Raw genomic sequence first — 18,293 nt, 5'->3', positions numbered from 1 at the left:
GTCCCGCCTGTTCCGCGCACGCTGCGTACTCCTCGCACGCTGCGCGCCGAAGAACTCTGGAGCTCTCCATGACGCCAGGCCCGGCCGACTCCCCGATCGACACCAGCAGGCCGCACCCGGCGCGCGTCTACGACTATCTTCTGGGCGGCAAGGACAACTACCCGGTGGACCAGGAACTCGGCGCGCAGATGCCGCCCGTGGCGAAAGCCGGTGTCGCGCAGAACCGGGCGTTCATGCACCGTGCGGTCGGCTGGGCCGCGCGCACGGGCATCGACCAGTTCCTCGACATCGGGACGGGGATCCCGACCCGGCCGAACCTCCATCAGATAGCCCAGGAGATCAACCCGGCGGCCAGGGTCCTCTACACGGACAACGACCCGATCGTCCTGCGTCACGCCGAGGCGCTGCTCATCAGCACCCCCGAGGGCGCCACCGACTACCTCGACGCCGACGTGCGCGAGCCGGAGAAGATCCTCGGCCACGCGCGGAACCTGCTGGACTTCGACCGGCCCATCGCACTCTCCCTCATCGCTCTCATGCATTTCGTTCCCGACGAGGACGACCCCTACGGCATCACCCGCACCCTCGTCGACGCACTGCCCTCCGGCAGTTGTCTGGTGCTCTCGCACTTCACCAACGAATTCCTCCCCGCCGAGCAGGACAAGACCGAGACGTACCGGTCGAGCGGCATCAGCCTGCGGCCCCGGACGCGCTCCGAGGTCGCACGGTTCTTCGACGGACTCGACCTCGTCGATCCGGGCCTGGTCACGGCCCCGCTGTGGCACCAGGACACACCGCTCCCGGAGAGCAGCGTCGCCATCGACAGCTTCCACGTCGGGGTCGCCCGCGTCCTGCGATAGCACCGGCGGCGCGCGGTGTTCAGGCGAAGCGGTCGCGCAGCTCCCTCTTCAGGATCTTGCCGCTGGCGTTGCGCGGGAGTTCGTCCACGAAAAGGATCTTCTTCGGGGCCTTGAAGTGGGCGAGCCTCTCGCGGGCGTGGCCGATCAGTTCGGCCTCCGTCGCCTCGTCCCGCAGCACGACAACGGCGGTGACGGCCTCGATCCAGCGCTCGTCGGGCAGTCCGACGACGGCCGCCTCGGCGACCGCGGGGTGGGTGTAGAGGGCGTCCTCGACCTGACGGGAGGCGACGAGGACCCCGCCGGAGTTGATCACGTCCTTCACCCGGTCGACGACGGTGAAGTAGCCCTCCGGGTCGCGTACGGCGAGGTCGCCGGAGTGGAACCAGCCGTCGCGGAACGCCTCGGCGCTCTCCTGCGGCTTGTCCCAGTAGCCACTGCACAACTGGGGTGAGCGGAAGACCACTTCGCCCGCGGTGCCGTCGGGGACGTCCTTGCCGTTCTCGTCGACCACCTTGGCCTCCACGAAGAGGACGGGCCGGCCGCAGGAGTCCATCCGGCCCTCGTGCTCGTCGGGTCCCAGGACGGTGGCGAGCGGGCCGATCTCGCTCTGCCCGAAGCAGTTGTAGAAGGCCAGTGCGGGCAGCCGGCCGCGGAGCCGTTCCAGTACGGGTACGGGCATGATCGACGCGCCGTAGTACGCCTTGCGCAGCCCGGCGAGGTCGCGCCGCGCGAAGTCCGGGTGGTTGGCCAGGCCGATCCAGACGGTGGGCGGGGCGAAGAGACTGTCGGCCTGTCCGGACTCGACGAGGTCGAAGATGCGGCCCGCGTCCGGGGAGTCCAGGACCGTGTTCTCGGCCCCGACCGCGAGGTAGGGCAGCAGGAACACATGCATCTGCGCGGAGTGGTAGAGCGGCAGGGCGTGGACGGGCCGGTCGCCGGCGCGGAGGTCGAGGGCGGTGACGGCGCTGACGTACTCATGGACGAGCGCGCCGTGCGTCATCATCGCGCCCTTGGGGAGCGCGGTGGTCCCCGAGGTGTACAGCAGCTGGACCAGGTCGTCCGCTCCCGGTTCGTGGCCGGGTGTGAAGGCGCGCGGCGTGGCCAGTTCGGCCAGGAGGGAGTCCGGGGCGTCGCGCAGCGCCCGTACGGCGTATCCGTCCGGGACGCGGCCGGCGAGGTCCGGGTCGGTGAGGACCAGGGAGCTGCCGGACTGGCCCAGGACGTACGCGAGGTCCTCGCCCGTGAGGTTCTGGTTGACCGGGACGTGGACCAGTCCGGCGCGGGCGCAGGCGAGGAACCCGATCAGATACGCGTCGGAGTTGTGGGCGTAGGCGGCCACCCGGTCCCCCGGGCGCAGCCCGTGCCCGTCCATGAGGACGGCGGCCGCGGTACCGACCGCCTCGTCGAGCCCGCGGTAGGTCCAGGTCCGGTCGGCGTACCGCAGGGCGGTGCGCTCGGGGGTGCGCCGTGCGCTGCGGGTCACGACGCCGTCCACTGTGCTGCTTCGTACACCTGTCATGGCGTGATCCTGTGCGGGCGGGGCCCGGCGGTCAAGGGTCTGGATACCGGCCGGGATGTCGGGCGGGCCCGCCGAAGGGTCAGGGGCTGATCGCGACGGGCCCGCGCGGGTGCGCGGGCCCGTGAGCGGCGTCAGGCGTGGCCCTCCCAGTAGGGCTCGCGCAAACGCCGTTTGTACAGCTTGCCGTTGGGGTCGCGGGGCATCGTCGTGATGAAGCCGAGGGTCTTGGGGCGTTTGTACCCGGCGAGCTGCCCGTCGCAGTGGCCGAGGATCTCGGCGGCGAGCGCGTCACTCGCCTCGTGCCCCTCCGCGGCTTCGACAACCGCTCTGACCTCTTCGCCCCAGTCGGCGTGCGGGATGCCGAAGACGGCGGCGTCGGCGACCGCGGGGTGGGTGAGCAGCGCGCTCTCGATCTCGGCGGGGTAGATGTTGACCCCGCCCGAGATGATCATGTCGATCTTGCGGTCGCGGAGGAAGAGGAAGCCTTCCTCGTCGAGGACGCCGAGGTCGCCCACCGTGAAGAAGTCCCCGATGCGGTTCTTCCTCGTCTTGCCCTCGTCCTTGTGGTAGCTGAAGCCGCCGGTGCTCATCTTCATGTAGACGGTGCCCAGCTCGCCGGGCGCGAGGCGGTTGCCGTCGTCGTCGAAGACCGCGAGTTCACTGATCGGCCAGGCCCGGCCGACGGTGCCGGGTTTGCGCAGCCAGTCCTCGGCGGTGGCGAAGGCACCGCCGCCCTCGCTGGCCGCGTAGTACTCCTCGACGCACTCGCCCCACCAGTCGATCATGGCCCGTTTGACGTGGTCGGGACAGGGAGCCGCCCCGTGGATGGCATGGCGCATCGCCGTGACGTCGTACCCCCGCTTCACCTCGTCGGGGAGGGCGAGGAGGCGGTGGAACTGAGTGGGGACCATGTGCGTGTGGGTGCAGCGGTGGGTGTCCATCGCCCGCAGCATCTCCTCGGGCGACCACTTGTCCATCAGGACCAGCGGGTGGCCGATGTGCAGGGCGGCTCCCGCGAACTGGAGGACCGCGGTGTGGTAGAGCGGTGAGCAGACCAGATGGACGTTGCCGTCGAACGGTTTGATGCCGAAGATGCCGAGGAAGCCGCCGAGGTAGGTCTCCTCGGGGAGCTTTCCGGGCAGCGGGCGCCGGATGCCGCGCGGCCGGCCCGTGGTGCCGGAGGTGTAGTTCATGACCCAGCCGAGGGTGCGCCCCTCGGGGGGTGAGACCGGCCGGTTCTCCAGCAGGTCGGCGTACGGGCGGAAGCCTTCGACCCTGCCGACGCCGTAGCGGTGGCTCGCCGGCAGTTTCGCCTCTTCGGCGGCGGCGGTCGCGGCGGCCGTGAAGCGTTCGTGGGCGATGAGCACCTTGGCACCGGAGTCGGAGACGATCCAGGCGATCTCGGGGCCGACGAGGTGGTGGTTGACCGGGACGAGGTAGAACCCGGCCTGCGAGGCGGCCAGGTAGGCGGTGAGGAACTCGACCCCGTTGGGCAGGACGACGGCGAACGCGTCGCCCTCCTCCAGACCGGCCGCGCGCAGTGCGTGGACCATCCGGTTGGCGTCGGCGTGCAGCCGTCCGGCCGTCCAGTTCTCGCCGTCGGGTGCGATCAGGACCGTACGGTCGGGGTCGGCGGTGGCCTGGGCCCAGAAGCCGTTGGGCGGCTGGTTCATGCGGTGCTCCGTCCGGCGATGCGGTTGATCCGGTCCACGGCGCGTTCGAAGCCGCGGGTCAGGTCGTCGAATACGGCCTGCACGCTGCGTTCGGTGTTCATCCGGCCGACGATCTGGCCGACGGGGGTGCCGAGCAGGGCGCCCGTCTCGTACTTCTGGATACGGGAGACGGCTTCGGCGACCAGGAGCCCCTGGAGCGGCATGGGCAGTGTGCCGGGGCCCGCCGGGTCGTCCCAGGCATCGGTCCATTCGGTACGCAGCTGGCGTGCGGGTTTACCGGTGAGGGCGCGGGAGCGGACGGTGTCGCCGGAGCCCGCGGCGAGGAGTTTGGCGGTCAGGGCGCGGGAGTGCATGTCGGCTTCCTCGGTGGTGAGCCAGAGGGAGCCGAGCCACACGCCCTGGGCGCCGAGGGCCAGCCCGGCGGCGACCTGTTCGCCGCTGCCGATGCCGCCCGCGGCGAGGACGGGGAGCGGGCCGACGGCGTCGACGACGTCCGGGACCAGCACCATGGAGGCGATCTCCCCGGTGTGGCCGCCCGCTTCGTAGCCCTGGGCGACGACGACGTCGATGCCCGCGTCCGCGTGGTGCCGGGCGTGCCGGGCACTTCCGGCGAGGGCGGCGACCAGCACGTCCTGGTCGTGGGCGCGGGCGATGACGTCGGCGGGCGGTGAACCCAGCGCGTTGGCGAGCAGCTTGATCGGGTAGCCGAACGCCACATCGAGCTGATTGCGGGCGACCTCCTCCATCCAGCCGGTGATGCGCCAGCCGGAGGCCTCGCCCGCTGCGAGTTCGGGGACGCCGTGCTTGGCGAGGGTGTCCTGGACGAACTGCCGGTGTCCGGCCGGGATCATCGCCTCGACATCGGCCTCGCTCACGCCCTCCACCTTCTTCGCGGGCATGACGACATCGAGGCCGTAGGGCTTGCCGTCGGTGTGTTCCTGCATCCAGTCGAGGTCGCGCGCGAGGTCGTCGGGGGCGGTGTAGCGGACCGCTCCGAGCACGCCGAATCCGCCGGCCCGGGTGATGGCCGCGGCCACCGCGGGGAACGGCGTGAAGCCGAAGATGGCGTGCTCGATCCCCAGTTTCTTGCTCAGCTCCGTCTCCATGGGCGGCAGGATGCCGCAGTCGGACAGCCGAAGGAAGAGATTTTCTGATGCAGTGTCAGATTCTTTGTGGCTCCAGGGGCCTCCGGGGCGGCGGAGGGTGCCAGTACCCTCTGGTCCGGCAGGAAGTTTCAGGGTCGGAAAAGATTTCGAAAGTTACTTTCACGCAGTGGGAAGGGGTTCCGGATGACCGAGGACACGGCGGGCGGGGGCATCAGCCGGCGGAGGCTGGGCGGTGGGATGCTGGCCCTGGGCGGAGCACTCGCCCTGGCGCCGATTCCGTTCGCGGAGCGGGCGTCTGCCACGGAGTCGGGGGCGGGGTCGTCGGGTATGCGCGCAGGAACCGCGGCGGGGTCGCCGTCCGGGCAGAACCGGCCGACACTGCGGCGCGGGTCCGCCGCCCGTGCGGGGCTGCTTCAGGAGCCGCTGGACCAGTTGGTCGTTCAGGCGCGGAGATATCTCGCCGACTCCCCCAAGCACCCTTGGTACGCGGGTGCGGTGCTGCTCGCCGGGCGGGGCGGGACGGTCGCGCTGCACGAGCCGATCGGCAAGGCGCTGCGCTACGCGGCGTACGACGAGAAGACCGACACCGGTGTGGAGTTCCCGCCGGAGCAGCAGATCGCCATGGCCGAGGACACCGTCTTCGACCTGGCGTCGGTGTCGAAGCTGTTCACCTCGATCCTGGCCGTGCAGCAGATCGAGCGCGGCAGGCTGGAGCTGGAGGCGACCGTCGCCTCGTACCTCCCCGACTTCGCCGGCGGCGGCAAGCAGGACATCACGATCCGTCAGCTGCTCACGCACACCTCGGGCTTCCGCGCCTGGATTCCGCTCTACTCGGCGCCGACCCGGGAGGGGAAGCTGGCGCTGATCTGGAACGAGGTGCCGGCGAGCCCGCCCGGCACGGCATACCTCTACTCCGACCTCAATCTGATCTCGCTCCAGCTGGTGCTGGAGAAGATCACCGGCCGCACCGAGGATGTACTGCTCCGCGAGCAGATCACCGCTCCGCTCGGGATGCACCGCACCCGCTACAACCCGCCGGCTTCCTGGCGGCCGAAGATCGCCGCGACCGAGGACGCGCGGCTGCCGTGGTCCGGACTGGACCGCGGGCTGGTCTGGGGCGAGGTGCACGACGAGAACGCGTACAGCCTCGACGGCGTCGCCGGTCACGCCGGCGTCTTCTCGTGCGCCTGGGACCTGGCGATCCTCGCCCGCACGCTCCTCAACGGCGGGGTCTACGGGCGCGCGAGGATCCTCTCCGCCCACTCGGTGGACCTGCTGTTCACCGACTTCAACACGGCGTTCCCCGGTGACGCGCACGGCCTGGGCTTCGAGCTCTACCAGCACTGGTACATGGGGGCGATGGCCACCCCGCGCACCGCGGGCCACACCGGGTTCACCGGCACCAGCCTGGTCCTGGACCCGACGACCGACTCGTTCCTGATCGTACTGGGCAACTCGGTGCACCCGGTGCGCAACTGGCGTTCCGGCAGTGCGCCGCGCGTCGCCACCGCCAACCAGATGGCGCGCGCCGTCGCGGTCCCGCCCGCCCGGGGCCGTACGGCATGGTTCTCCGGCCTCGCCAGTGCGTCCTCGGCCACGCTGACGCTCCCCCCGCTGGCTCTCGCGTCGTCGCGCGCCCGGCTGTGCTGCGCCCTGTGGTGGGACACCGAACCGGACTCCGACTTCCTTCTCCTGGAGGGCTCGGCGGACGCCGGGACAAGCTGGCGGCCGGTGCCCTTCAGCACCGTACCGACGCCGCAGGACCAACGGCCGCAGCCCGAACCCCATCCGGCCGGCTCCGTCTCCGGCTGGTCGGGCCGGGTCTGGCACCGGCTCGATGCGGACCTGTCGGCCTGGCACGGCACCGAGGTGCGGCTGCGATGGCGGTACGCCACGGACCAGCTGTACGTCGGCCGCGGGGCCTACGTCGACGCGATCCGCGTCGAGGACGGCGGCCGCACCGTCTTCGACGAGGGCAGACCGGGCGACGCCCGCCGCATCGAGGCGAACGGATGGTCCCCCTCGGCGAACTGACCTGGGCCGGCGCCGCTGCGGCCCGGGGACGGTCCGCGGGCGGGCCGGATCAGGCGGCGGAGCGCTCGTCGGGCAGGCGGCGGCGCAGTCCGGCCTGCCCGACGGCGGGCGGGTCGTAGGCCATGTCCAGCATCCCGACGTCGGTGCCGGGAGGCACGATGGCGTCGATCCGGTCGAAGACCTCGTCGCTCAGCACGGCCCCCGCGCCCGCGAGGAGGTCGTCGAGATGCTCCATGGTGCGGGGGCCGATGATCGCCGAGGTGACGCCGGGGTGGGCGATGGCGAAGGCCATCGCCAGGTGGGTCAGCGACATCCCGGCGCCCTGGGCGACGGGGATGAGCTGTTCGACCGTGTCGAGCCGGCGCTCGTCGGTGAGATGCCTGTAGCCGCGGCCCGCCCGGACGCTGTCGGTGGCCCTTCCCTTGCGGAAGCGGCCGGTGAGCAGACCCTGTGCCAGCGGGCTCCAGACCATGGCTCCCATGCCGTAGCGCTCGCAGACGGGCAGTACCTCGCGCTCGATCCCCCGGTTGAGGATCGAGTACGGCGGCTGCTCGGTGCGGAACCGCTCCAGGCCGCGCCGCTCGGCTGCCCACTGCGCCTCGACGATGTCCGAGGCGGGGAAAGTGGAGGCGCCGATGGCCCGGACCTTCCCCGCCCTCACCAGGTCGGTGAGGGCGGAGAGGGTTTCCTCCACGTCGGTGTCCGGCGCGGGCCGGTGGATCTGGAACAGATCGACGTGGTCAGTGCCCAGCCTGCGCAGGGAGTCGTCCAGCGCACGGACCAGCCAACGCCTCGAATTGCCCTGCTGGTTGGGGTCGTCCCCCATCGGGAGGTGGGCCTTGGTGGCCAGCACCACCGTGTCCCGGCGGCCCTTGAGCGCCTTTCCGACGATCTCCTCGGACTCACCGCGCGAGTAGGCGTCGGCGGTGTCCACGAAGTTGATCCCCGCGTCCAGTGCCTTGTGGATGATCCGGACGGAGTCGTCGTGATCGCGGTTGCCCGCGGCGCCGAACATCATCGCGCCGAGGCAGTACGGGCTGACCTTGATGCCGGTTCGGCCCAGCGTGCGGTATTTCATGAATCTCCTCGTGCCTTGACCGGTGCCCGGCACAACGCGCCCAAGCGCTACGCTGGCACAAACGGAACAGCGTTCGATCTAGACGATACGGAACAGTGTTCCGCTTAGCAAGGGGGAGCATCGTGCACGAGGACGCGGACCGGGAGACCGGCGCCGGCACGACCGGGGCGCAGCCCCGAAAGCGCGTGCGCGCCGACGCGCAGCGCAGCACTGACGCCCTGCTCGCGGCGGCCGCGGAGGTGTTCGCCACTTCAGGGGTGGACGCACCCGTACGTCAGATCACCGCCAGGGCGGGCGTGGGAGCCGGCACCCTCTACCGGCACTTCCCGCAACGCTCCGACCTCATCGCCGCGGTCTTCCGCCACGAAGTCGACGCCTGCGCCGACGCGGCGGCGCCCCTCGCGGCGCAGTACGAGCCCGCGGAAGCGCTCGCCAGATGGCTGCAGCGCTTCGCGGTCTTCATCGCCACGAAACGCGGGCTCAGCGCCGCCCTGCACTCGGGGGACCGGGCCTACGACACCCTGCCCGCCTACTTCCAGCAGCGCTTCGTGCCCGTCCTCGCCCTACTCCTGGACACCGCGGCGAAAGCCGGTGAGATCCGCTCCGACGTGGACCCGGACGACCTGCTGCGCGCCACGGGCAACCTGACCATGCCCGCCCAGGACGACGAGAACGGCCATACGCGACGCATGGTCGCGCTGCTCGTCGACGGCCTCCGATACGGCGCCCGGCCCCAGGGAACCCACTGACCGAGCGCCCCGGGGCCAGGGGCGGTTCCACGAGTCACATCCGCCGCATCGCAGTCGAACGGCGGGCCCGGAGCAGGGCACCCGCGCCATCCAGGTCCACCGAGCAGGCTCCGTCGCCCCGTTGCGCCTCGGGCGCCTCACAGCGCGCGGACCACTCGCCCCGCCGCCGAGGCCCGTCGGCGGCGGCTTTTCCGCGTAGCCCAGGGCCGGCGCCCGCAACGCGATCGCGCCACGCCCACCACGTCCGGCGCTCTGCGGTTCGGGCCCTGGGCGTAAACGCCCGAGCCGAGTCCAGAAGGTTTTCTGCATAGAAATATTTCGACGCGGGATTGCTCTAATTTCGGGCCGCAAATCACCCACAGCGACAAAGCCGAGGGGGAACACCCAGGTCGGCCACGAAACCCATGAACACGTTCTGCAATTGCGATCGATCCCCATCGCTTCAACCGCGCGAGCTTTCGGCGTACTTTCGTAACTCTCAGATGCGAATGTACGCATCCGTCCCTTCATCCAGTCGGCCATAAGATCAATGGGCAGAGATACTGCCTGGTCAGCGCGATCGAGCGGGACACTTGAGCAGTTCACCTCATCGAAATATTTCGGAAATGTGGCGTTGACGAGTCTTTCCGGCGCGCGCATACTCTCCCTCGCTCCCCGCACCATCCGATCGACCGGAAGAAGGTGTTGGAAAGTGACCGTCAATTCCCCACCGGGTGGAGAACCCGCACGCCGGGCGCTGCGCTCCCGGGCACGAAGGGCATTCGCCCTCGCCACGGCGGGAGTTCTCACCGCCGCCGGAGTCCTGTCACTGGCGGGCACCGCCGACGCCGCGACCACGCTCGGCGCCTCGGCCGCCGCCAAGGGCCGGTACTTCGGCACCGCCGTCGCCGCGGGCCACCTGGGCGAGTCCGCGTACGCCTCGACGCTGGACACCGAGTTCAACATGGTGACGCCCGAGAACGAGATGAAGTGGGACGCCGTCGAGGGCACCCGCAACTCGTTCAGCTTCGGTTCGGCGGACCAGATCGTCAGCCACGCGCAGGGCAAGGGCATGAGGGTCCGCGGCCACACCCTGGTCTGGCACTCCCAGCTGCCCGGCTGGGCCGGCGGACTCGGCGCCGACGATCTGCGCTCCGCGATGAACAACCACATCACCAAGGTGATGGACCACTACAAGGGCAAGATCTACGCCTGGGACGTCGTCAACGAGGCGTACCAGGACGGCAGCAGCGGAGCCCGGCGCAGCTCGCCCTTCCAGGACAAGCTCGGCAGCGGCTACATCGAGGAGGCCTTCCGCACCGCCCGTACCGCCGACCCGGGCGCCAAGCTCTGTTACAACGACTACAACACCGACGGGCAGAACGCGAAGAGCAACGCGGTCTACGCCATGGTCAAGGACTTCAAGCAGCGCGGTGTGCCCATCGACTGCGTCGGCTTCCAGTCGCACTTCAACAGCAATTCGCCCGTTCCCGGCGACTACCAGGCCAATCTGCAGCGCTTCGCCGATCTCGGCGTGGACGTCCAGATCACGGAGCTGGACATCGAGGGCTCGGGTTCGGCGCAGGCCGCCAGTTACACCAAGGTCGTGAACGCGTGCCTGGCCGTGTCGCGCTGCGCGGGACTGACCGTCTGGGGCGTCACCGACAAGTACTCGTGGCGCAGCAGCGGAACTCCCCTGCTGTTCGACGGCGACTACCGCAAGAAGCCGGCGTACACCGCGGTACTGGCGGCGCTGGGCGGTTCCGGCGGTGGCGACGGCGGCACCGGTGGCGCCACCTGCACGGCCACGTACGCCAGGACGGACACCTGGGGCGACCGGTTCAACGGGCAGGTGACGGTGAGGGCGGGGAGTTCCGCGATCAGCGGCTGGACGGTTCCGGTCACGGTGACGTCTCCGCAGAAGGTGTCCACCACCTGGAACGGCACCCCGTCCTGGGACAGCAGCGGCAATGTGATGACCATGGGGCCCAACGGCAACGGAAATCTTGCCGCCGGGGCCTCGGTGTCGTTCGGGTTCACCGTCATGACGAACGGCAATACCGCGGCACCCGCCATCGGTGCCTGCACCGCCTCCTGAACCGCGCGGCCGGGGCGCGGCGGCCACTGGGTGGCCGCGCCCCGACAGCCCGCCCGGTCACCGGCGCGAGGGCACGCCCCAGTGGCGGCGCCCTCGCGCCTGCCGTACCCCGGTCACCCGCGTGCCCCCGTCGGGGCCGCCTGCTCGGCGATGCGCGCGCGGCTCACCGGCACCGTCGCCCCGGTGGGTGCGGGCGCGGTCGACTGCCGTACGACGAGCCTCGGCCTGATCAGGAGCGAGCGCCCCGCGACCGGGGCCGAGTCGATACGGGCGCGCAGCTGCTGAAACGTCTCGGCGGCCATCTCCGGCAGCGGCTGGCGGACCGTGGTGAGGGGTGGCTCGAAGAGGTCGGCGAGCAGGATGTCGTCGAACCCGACCACGGAGACGTCCTGTCCGGCGCTGCGCCCGGCGTCCTTCGCGCCCCGGCAGATCCCGATCGCGCACATGTCGTTTATGGCGACGAACGCGGTGGGCGGGCGAGGCCGGCCGAGGAGTTCGCGGGCGGCGTTGCGCCCCAGCTCGGCGGCGTCCTTGTCACCGAACTCGGCGGTGTCGGCGCCGGGCCAGACGATCGCGTCGGCCGGGTCGAGGCCCGCCGACTCCAGGGCGGCCCGGAAGCCGCGCAGCCGCTCGCGGCGGTTGACACTGTTGACCGAGCCCGAGACGAACGCCAGCCTGCGGTGACCCAGTTCAAGCAGGTGGCGGGTGGCGAGCTCGGCGCCCATCGCGTTGTCGACGCTGATGGAGGCCAGCGACGGCGGGTCACCCGCCTGGGCGGTGCGGTCGAAGGCGACCATCTTCAAGCCGCGGCCGAGCAGCGGCGCGACATGGTCGAGCGAGGGCAGCGATGAACAGAGCACCACTCCACTCACTCCGTCGGCCAGCAGCTCCTCGCCGTACTTGAGCTCGCGGGCCGGGTCGCGCTCACTGTTGCAGAGCAGCACGTGGTACCCCTCGGCGAGCGCGATGGCCTCCAGCTCCCGGGCGAGCGCCCCCCAGAAGGGGTTGGCGACGGACGGCACGATCAGGCCGATGACCTTGATCCGGCCGGTGCGCAGCATCCGCGCCGCGCGGTTGGGCCGGTAGCTGAGCTGCTCGATCACCCGCTCCACGCGGGCCAGGGTGGCCGCCTGCATACGGTCCGTACGCCCGTTGAGGACGTTCGACACGGTGCTCGCGGATACACCCGCGGCCTCCGCGACCTGATGGATCGTTACCCCGCTCATGCCACCTCCGGTTCGGAACGTGTTCAGCCAGACTAGTGTACCGATTTACTGAACTCTCTTCACCGGTACACCCGTTAACTTCCCTGAAAATTGTTGTGCATCAGCTGTTGACGCGCCTCTCAGAGCGTTCCTAGTCTCAGTGCATCGATTTACCAGCGCTTCCCAGCCATGGCTGGGTTGCCATCGCTGGATCGATCCACTGCCTCCACCTCAAAAGGGGTGCCCATGGAACTCAAACGACGGTCGCTGCTCGCTGCCATCGGCGCCGGTACTGCCGCGGCCGCACTCTCCGGCTGCGACACCGGCTCCTCGGCCGCCGGCTCCGCCGACGGTCCCGCCGAGGGCGAGATCACGCTGCTCACCCCGATCTACGAAAAGGCCAACGGCAAGACGCTGTTGGAGAAGCAGATCCTCGGCGGCTTCCGGAAGAAGTATCCGGACGTCAAGGTGAACGTGGACTACACCACGTACACGCAGCTCAACGAGAAGATCACCACGGGTCTCGCGGGTGGCCTGCTGCCCGACGTGCTGATGATCGGGGTCGGCTGGATCCCGCCGTTCGCGGCCAAGAAGGCGATCGCGCCGCTCCCGGAGAAGTTCGCCACCGCGCACGACTACGAGAAGCGGGTGCTGGAGCCGTCGCGCTACGACGGCAAGCTGTACGCGCTGCCAGTGGTCCTCGACACCCGCATCGTCGTCTACCGCAAGGACCACTTCGCCGAGGCGGGGATCAAGAAGACCCCCGCCAACTGGGCCGAGTTGCGTGCCGCGGCAAAGCAGCTGACGAGGGACGGGCGGGTCGGGTTCGACCCGTTCTCCATCGAACTGCGCCAGTGCTGGGAGACCTTCCTCTTCGCCAACGGCGGTCAGCTCTTCAGCGCGGACGGCAAGAAGGTGCTCTTCACCGACAACCGCGGTGTCGAGGCGCTCCAGTTCTTCAAGGACCTGATCAAGGACGGCTCCGCCTCCTACGCGAAGAAGACGGACCTGGGTGCCCCGACGAACGTCCAGACGGGCAAGGCGTCGATGATGATGACGTCCAGCGCCCTGTGGGTGCAGGCCGGCGAGCAGAACCCGGAGCTGCTGAAGGAGGACAAGCTCGGCGCCTTCGTGCTGGCCAACCGCCGGCCGGCGATGCTCCAGGGCGGCACGCTGGTCACCCAGTCGGCGAGTTCCAAGCACCCCGCGGCGGCCCGTGCGCTGGTCGAGTACCTCGCGAGCCCGGAGTCGATCCTGGGCGCGGCCAAGCAGCGCGGTTCCGTACCGGGGGTCAAGGACCTCAGCGACACCGGCTACGTGAAGGAGAACAAGTTCGTCGACCTCTCCCTTCAGAACATGGGCCACGCCTTCTCGGAGGGCGGCACCGCGGCCTGGATGGAGATCCGCGAGAAGATCAAGCCGACGCTGGAGCCCGCGATCGTGGGCGGTCAGTCCGCGAAGGACGCCATCGCGGAACTCGGCCGTCTCGCCGAGGCCGCCATCGGCCGGATGTGAGGCGTCACTGTGGGAGCTGTATCCGTACTGAAGGCACGGCCCAAGGGTCCGCCTTCCCCGCCTGAGAACAGCGCACCGGCGACGCGGCGATCTCGCAGGACCCCTACGGGTCCCGGGCGTCGCAGGCAACGGGCCGGCATGCTCATGGTGGCACCCGCCCTGCTGCACGCCTGCCTCTGGATCGGGCTGCCGGTCATCGCCTCGGTCGTCCTGGCCTTCACGAAGTACGACGTGCTGACGCCGCCGCAGTTCGTGGGGTTCGACAACTTCCGGGACATGATGGGCGACGCGGTCTTCCGCAAGTCCATCGTCAACACCATCATCTACACCTTCTTCACCGTGCCGTTCGGCATGATGCTGGGGCTGCTGATGGCGCTCGCCCTGCACACGGGCCTGAAGGCGCGGGGCATCTTCCGCACCGCGATCTTCCTGCCGCAGGTCACCGCGACGGTGGCCATCGCCCTGGTCTGGCTGTGGATCTACAACCCGGGCAACGGGCTGTTCAACACCCTGCTGTCATTCGTCGGCATCAACGGTCCGGCCTGGCTCGCCTCGACCTCATGGGCGATGCCGTCAGTGATCCTGGTCGGCATCTGGCAGGGCATCGGCATGAAGATGCTGATCTATTTGGCCGCGTTGCAGTCCCTGCCGAAGGAGCTGTACGAGGCGGCCTCGGTGGACGGCGCCTCGAAGGTGCGGCAGTTCTTCTCGATCACGCTGCCGCTGCTGAAGCCGGCGACGTTCTTCGTGCTCATCACCTCGATGATCAACGCGTTCCAGTCGTTCGACCAGATCTACATCCTCACCGACGGCGGACCCGCCAACAGCACCACGATGATGACGTATGAGATCTACAAGTCCGCCTTCCGGGAGTTCCGCGTCGGCTACGCCTGCGCCCAGTCCCTGGTGCTGTTCGTCCTGCTGATGGGCTTCACCCTGGTCAACCGGCGGATCATGGGAGGCACCCGTGGCCACAGCTGAGCTGCACAAGTCCGGGGCCGTACGTCCGCCCCGGCCCGCCGCGAAGGGCAGGCGCCGCTCCGCCGGCCGGATCGCGCTCTTCCTGACGCTCTGCGTCGTCTCGCTGCTGATGGTGGTGCCGTTCGTCTGGATGGTGCTGACCTCACTCAAGACCCCGGTGGAGATCGCGTCGCAGGACGCCGGACTGCTGCCAAAGCACTGGGAGTTCGGCAACTACGTCGAAGCGCTGAAGGAAGCGCCCTTCGCCACGTACGCCCGCAACAGCTTCATCATCGCGTTCAGCCACACCCTCATCAACGTCCTGGTGGCGTCGATGGCGGGGTACGCACTGGCCCGGATCAGGTTCCGGGGCAGCGACGTCATCTTCTACCTCTTCATCGCGGCGCTGATGATCCCGACGTACACCAAGGTGCTGCCGGAGTTCCTGATCGTCCGCTTCATGCCGCTGGCCGGCGGGAACGACCTCTTCGGCCAGGGCGGCAGCGGCTGGCTGGACTCCTGGTGGGCGCTCATCGTGCCCGGCGCGGTCACCCCGTTCGCGGTCTTCCTCTTCCGGCAGTTCTATCTGGACCTGCCGGTGGAGCTGGAGGAGGCTGCCCGCCTCGACGGGCTCGGGGAGTTCCGGATCTACTCCAGGATCATGTCTCCGCAGGTCAAGCCGGCGTTCATCACGGTGGCGCTGCTGACCTTCGAGTCCTCGTGGAACAACTTCCTCTGGCCGCTGCTGGTGACCCATTCGGACAACCTCCGGGTGATCCAGGTCGGGCTCTCCGTCTTCAAGACCGAGAACGGCACCCAGTGGCACTTCCTGATGGCGGGCACCACGCTCGCCACCCTGCCCATGGTCGTTCTCTTCCTCATCGGCCAGCGCTATTTCGTGCAGGGCTTCGCAACCGCCGGTCTCAAGTGACCGGTCCCGGTCCTGAGCGACCGGATATCGAAAGGTTTACCCCCCATGTCTGCTGATCTCCAAGGTTCCCGCGCGCTGGTGACCGGAGCGGGCCACGGCATCGGCCGTGCCATCGCCGTCGCCCTTGCCGAGGCCGGCGCCGATGTCGCCGTCCACTACCACTCCTCCGCCGACGAGGCCGCGAAGACGGTCTCCGAGATCGAGGCGCTGGGCCGGCGGGCCAAGGCGTTCCAGGCCGATGTGACGGTGACGGCCGAGGTGGACCGCTTCGTCGAGGAGGCGACCGGATTCCTGGGCGGCCTGGACGTCCTGGTCTGCAACGCGGGCCATCTGATCGGCCGGGCGAAGATCGCCGAGATGTCGGACGACCACTTCGACCAGGTCATCTCGACCAATCTGACCTCGACGTTCCGCACCGTGCGGGCCGCCCTGCCGCATCTGGCCAAGTCGTCGGCCGGGCGCATCATCACCATGTCCTCGCTGGCCGCGCACAACGGCGGCGGCCCCGGCTCGGTCGCCTACGCGGCCGCCAAGGCCGGCATCCGGGGATTCACCAAGGGTCTCGCCAAGGAGCTGGGCGGCAGCGGCATCACGGTGAACACCGTGGCACCCGGCTTCATCAAGGGCACCGCCTTCCACGACACGTTCACCGCGCCTCAGGCGCAGCAGGCGATGGAGGCGGGCATTCCGGTGGGCCGGGCCGGCACTCCGCAGGACGTCGCCTCGGCCGTCGTCCATCTGGCGTCGCCCGCGTCCGGCTTCCTGACCGCCACCACGGTGGACATCGACGGTGGCGTGTGGCCGCGTTGAGGCGGATCGCCCGGGAGCGGGGCGGCTGGTGGCATGCGTACGTGTGCCCGGCGCACGGTGTGGAGCTGGATCACGGCGATGTGCTCGCCGGGGTGTTTCCCGAGGGCGGAGCGCGCTGTGCGTACGGCTGCCGGGTGGACAACGAGGCGGTGCGCGGGGCCTGGCTGGTGCTGTCGCACCAGGCGTGGGCGCGGCACCTGCGGGTGCTCGCCCATCGCGGCGAGCGCGCCGAGGCGGTGTCGCGGCTCGTCGAGTACGCGGGTCTGTACGAGGAACTCGCCACCGCGCAGCACGGCGAGGCACAGGGCTGGATGCTGCGCGGCCGGCTCTTCCACCAGGCGCTCACCGACGCGATCTGGGCGGTGAACATCGGCCATGCCGTCATCACGCTCGCCGAGCGCGGCACGGATGATCTGGCCGGGGTGCTGCCGCTCCTGGACGCGCTGGAGCGCGCGGCTCTGGACGCCCGGGACGTGCTGACCGGGAAGGGGCAACTCGCCTCGAACTACACCGCGTGGCTCAATGCGGCGGGAGTGGCCGCCGGCCGCGGCGCCGCCGCGGCGCGCGGGCAGGAGTGGGACGGCGGCAAGGAGTGGCTGGAGGGCGAGCACGGCCTGTACGCGCATCTGCGGGTCGCGGTCGCCGAGGACGGCTGGGAGTGGGAGGGCAGCACCTATTACCACGGGTTCGTCCTGCGGGCGGCGCTGCTGGCGCTGCGGGGCACCGACCCGGCGGCCGTTCCGGCCGATGTGGTGGGTGTGCTGGCCGGGATGACGGACGTGCTGGCGACGATCGCGACGCCGGGCGGCATACTGCCCGCGCTGCACGACGGTCCGTATCTGCGCGGCCCGCTGGCTCTGGAGTGGCTCGAACTGGTCTCGCTGGCACAGCAGTTGGTCCCGTCCGCCGCGCTGGAAGCGGTGGCGGGACGGGCTCGGGCCGAGCTGGGTGCGGGGGACGACGGTCTCGACCGGGAGCTGGGCGGCTGGTTCGCCGGCCCGGCGCTGCCGGCCCGGCCGGCACCCGGCGCGCTCACGGTGTTCACCGCGGCGGGCTACGCGGTGCTGCGCGTCGCGGGCATCCACGCGGTGCTGGACTTCGGTCCGCACGGCGGTTCGCACGGCCATCGGGACAAGTTGTCCCTCTATCTCTACGGCGATACGACCGCCTGGCAGCCCGATCCCGGACAGGTGCCCTACGCCCACGCCGAGTTCCGTGATCTGTACGCGTCGACCCAGGCGCATCCGGCGTTCCGGGTGGACGGCGCCGAGCAGGCCGAGTGCACCGGGGCGCTGCTCGGTTCGGACAGCCGCTCGGTGACCGCCGAGGTGACCACGGCGTACGAGGGGGTGCGCGCGGTCCGGCGGATCGTGGCGGGCGAAGGCTTCCTGGTGGACCTGCTGACCGTGACCGCCGGGGAGGCCCGGCGGATCACCGCGCAGCTGCGTCCGGGCACCGCCCTGGACGTCCAGTTGCAGGCCACGGGCCCGGTGCGCACCACCTGGTACGGCGACGAGACCCTGCACGGCTGGCACACGCACCGTGCCGGGGTCCCGGTGCGCCCGGTGAGCACCCCGGGTCCCGGCCCGGCCGACGACCCCCAGCGGGTGCGGACCCGGGTCGACTTCACCGCCGTCACCGACCGGGTCACCTTCGCCTCGGTGTACCAGGCCGGGTCGGCCGGGCCCGCCGTCACGGACGTCCGGCTGGAGGACGACGGGCTGGCGGTCCGCCTGGCCGACGGCAGCACCGCACGGTTCCGATCGGAGGACTGAC

14 protein-coding genes are annotated in these 18,293 nt (G+C 70.0%); 9 read left to right on the top strand and 5 right to left on the bottom strand.

Features of this window, described 5'->3' with window-relative positions; all coding sequences use genetic code 11:
- Positions 1–68: 68 nt before the first annotated feature.
- On the top strand, positions 69–860 hold the full coding sequence (locus OG322_RS36615; protein ID WP_124286381.1) for an SAM-dependent methyltransferase: 792 nt from the start codon (positions 69–71) through the stop codon (positions 858–860).
- A gap of 19 nt (positions 861–879) precedes the next feature.
- Here the strand turns inward: OG322_RS36615 and OG322_RS36610 are convergent, their stop codons facing one another.
- The 3 genes from OG322_RS36610 to OG322_RS36600 all read right to left on the bottom strand — a co-directional run bounded on the left by OG322_RS36610 (position 880) and on the right by OG322_RS36600 (position 5,158).
- The gene (locus OG322_RS36610) at positions 880–2,379 is read right to left on the bottom strand and encodes an acyl-CoA synthetase (RefSeq protein WP_123466918.1); all 1,500 of its coding nucleotides are present in this window, start codon (positions 2,377–2,379) and stop codon (positions 880–882) included.
- A gap of 131 nt (positions 2,380–2,510) precedes the next feature.
- Positions 2,511–4,052, bottom strand: coding sequence for an acyl-CoA synthetase (locus OG322_RS36605; RefSeq protein ID WP_123466920.1), 1,542 nt, complete (start codon positions 4,050–4,052; stop codon positions 2,511–2,513).
- Positions 4,049–5,158, bottom strand: a complete 1,110-nt coding sequence (locus tag OG322_RS36600) for an NAD(P)H-dependent flavin oxidoreductase (protein WP_123466923.1) — start codon at positions 5,156–5,158, stop codon at positions 4,049–4,051. The genes OG322_RS36605 and OG322_RS36600 overlap by 4 nt, the downstream gene beginning before the upstream one ends.
- 183 nt (positions 5,159–5,341) lie before the next feature.
- Here OG322_RS36600 and OG322_RS36595 point away from each other — a divergent pair, with 183 nt between their 5' ends.
- The gene (locus tag OG322_RS36595; protein ID WP_123466925.1) at positions 5,342–7,192 is read left to right on the top strand and encodes a serine hydrolase domain-containing protein; all 1,851 of its coding nucleotides are present in this window, start codon (positions 5,342–5,344) and stop codon (positions 7,190–7,192) included.
- A 49-nt stretch (positions 7,193–7,241) separates the two neighbouring features.
- Here the strand turns inward: OG322_RS36595 and OG322_RS36590 are convergent, their stop codons facing one another.
- Positions 7,242–8,270: an aldo/keto reductase gene (locus tag OG322_RS36590; protein WP_123466927.1), complete on the bottom strand. Its 1,029-nt coding sequence runs from the start codon at positions 8,268–8,270 to the stop codon at positions 7,242–7,244.
- A 122-nt stretch (positions 8,271–8,392) separates the two neighbouring features.
- Between OG322_RS36590 and OG322_RS36585 the strand changes: the two genes are divergently transcribed.
- Positions 8,393–9,019, top strand: coding sequence for a TetR/AcrR family transcriptional regulator (locus OG322_RS36585; RefSeq protein ID WP_123466929.1), 627 nt, complete (start codon positions 8,393–8,395; stop codon positions 9,017–9,019).
- Between the two features lie 691 nt (positions 9,020–9,710).
- On the top strand, positions 9,711–11,096 hold the full coding sequence (locus OG322_RS36580; protein ID WP_124286379.1) for an endo-1,4-beta-xylanase: 1,386 nt from the start codon (positions 9,711–9,713) through the stop codon (positions 11,094–11,096).
- A 113-nt stretch (positions 11,097–11,209) separates the two neighbouring features.
- On the opposite strand, the gene OG322_RS36575 is transcribed toward OG322_RS36580, so the two are convergent.
- Positions 11,210–12,322 carry a LacI family DNA-binding transcriptional regulator gene (locus OG322_RS36575; RefSeq protein WP_123466932.1) on the bottom strand — a complete coding sequence of 371 codons (1,113 nt, stop codon included), beginning with the start codon at positions 12,320–12,322 and terminating at the stop codon, positions 11,210–11,212.
- A gap of 225 nt (positions 12,323–12,547) precedes the next feature.
- Here OG322_RS36575 and OG322_RS36570 point away from each other — a divergent pair, with 225 nt between their 5' ends.
- The 5 genes from OG322_RS36570 to OG322_RS36550 all read left to right on the top strand — a co-directional run bounded on the left by OG322_RS36570 (position 12,548) and on the right by OG322_RS36550 (position 18,292).
- A complete protein-coding gene (locus tag OG322_RS36570; RefSeq protein ID WP_329307507.1) occupies positions 12,548–13,816 on the top strand; it encodes an ABC transporter substrate-binding protein in 1,269 nt (422 codons plus the stop codon).
- Positions 13,817–13,954: 138 nt separating this feature from the next.
- On the top strand, positions 13,955–14,797 hold the full coding sequence (locus OG322_RS36565; RefSeq protein WP_123466937.1) for a carbohydrate ABC transporter permease: 843 nt from the start codon (positions 13,955–13,957) through the stop codon (positions 14,795–14,797).
- Positions 14,784–15,707: a carbohydrate ABC transporter permease gene (locus OG322_RS36560; RefSeq protein ID WP_241200480.1), complete on the top strand. Its 924-nt coding sequence runs from the start codon at positions 14,784–14,786 to the stop codon at positions 15,705–15,707. Before OG322_RS36565 ends, OG322_RS36560 begins: the two co-directional genes overlap by 14 nt.
- 45 nt (positions 15,708–15,752) lie before the next feature.
- Complete coding sequence (locus OG322_RS36555) at positions 15,753–16,517, top strand: SDR family NAD(P)-dependent oxidoreductase (protein WP_123466939.1); 765 nt, start codon at positions 15,753–15,755, stop codon at positions 16,515–16,517.
- On the top strand, positions 16,505–18,292 hold the full coding sequence (locus OG322_RS36550) for a heparinase II/III domain-containing protein (protein WP_329307506.1): 1,788 nt from the start codon (positions 16,505–16,507) through the stop codon (positions 18,290–18,292). Before OG322_RS36555 ends, OG322_RS36550 begins: the two co-directional genes overlap by 13 nt.
- The last annotated feature ends 1 nt before the right edge of the window (position 18,293 follow it).

The sequence above is a fragment of the Streptomyces sp. NBC_01260 genome (assembly GCF_036226405.1).
GTDB classification, from domain to species: domain Bacteria; phylum Actinomycetota; class Actinomycetes; order Streptomycetales; family Streptomycetaceae; genus Streptomyces; species Streptomyces laculatispora.
The sequence above is the reverse complement of the archived record's forward strand: the minus strand, read 5'-3'. Positions and strand labels throughout refer to the sequence as shown.

Bases quoted from the DNA above. Each gene is read 5' to 3' on its own strand.
- OG322_RS36615 (WP_124286381.1), top strand. From the start codon at position 69: ATGACGCCAGGCCCGGCCGACTCCCCGATCGACACCAGCAGGCCGCAC.
- OG322_RS36610 (WP_123466918.1), bottom strand. From the start codon at position 2,379: ATGACAGGTGTACGAAGCAGCACAGTGGACGGCGTCGTGACCCGCAGC.
- OG322_RS36605 (WP_123466920.1), bottom strand. From the start codon at position 4,052: ATGAACCAGCCGCCCAACGGCTTCTGGGCCCAGGCCACCGCCGACCCC.
- OG322_RS36600 (WP_123466923.1), bottom strand. From the start codon at position 5,158: ATGGAGACGGAGCTGAGCAAGAAACTGGGGATCGAGCACGCCATCTTC.
- OG322_RS36595 (WP_123466925.1), top strand. From the start codon at position 5,342: ATGACCGAGGACACGGCGGGCGGGGGCATCAGCCGGCGGAGGCTGGGC.
- OG322_RS36590 (WP_123466927.1), bottom strand. From the start codon at position 8,270: ATGAAATACCGCACGCTGGGCCGAACCGGCATCAAGGTCAGCCCGTAC.
- OG322_RS36575 (WP_123466932.1), bottom strand. From the start codon at position 12,322: ATGAGCGGGGTAACGATCCATCAGGTCGCGGAGGCCGCGGGTGTATCC.
- OG322_RS36570 (WP_329307507.1), top strand. From the start codon at position 12,548: ATGGAACTCAAACGACGGTCGCTGCTCGCTGCCATCGGCGCCGGTACT.
- OG322_RS36565 (WP_123466937.1), top strand. From the start codon at position 13,955: ATGCTCATGGTGGCACCCGCCCTGCTGCACGCCTGCCTCTGGATCGGG.
- OG322_RS36555 (WP_123466939.1), top strand. From the start codon at position 15,753: ATGTCTGCTGATCTCCAAGGTTCCCGCGCGCTGGTGACCGGAGCGGGC.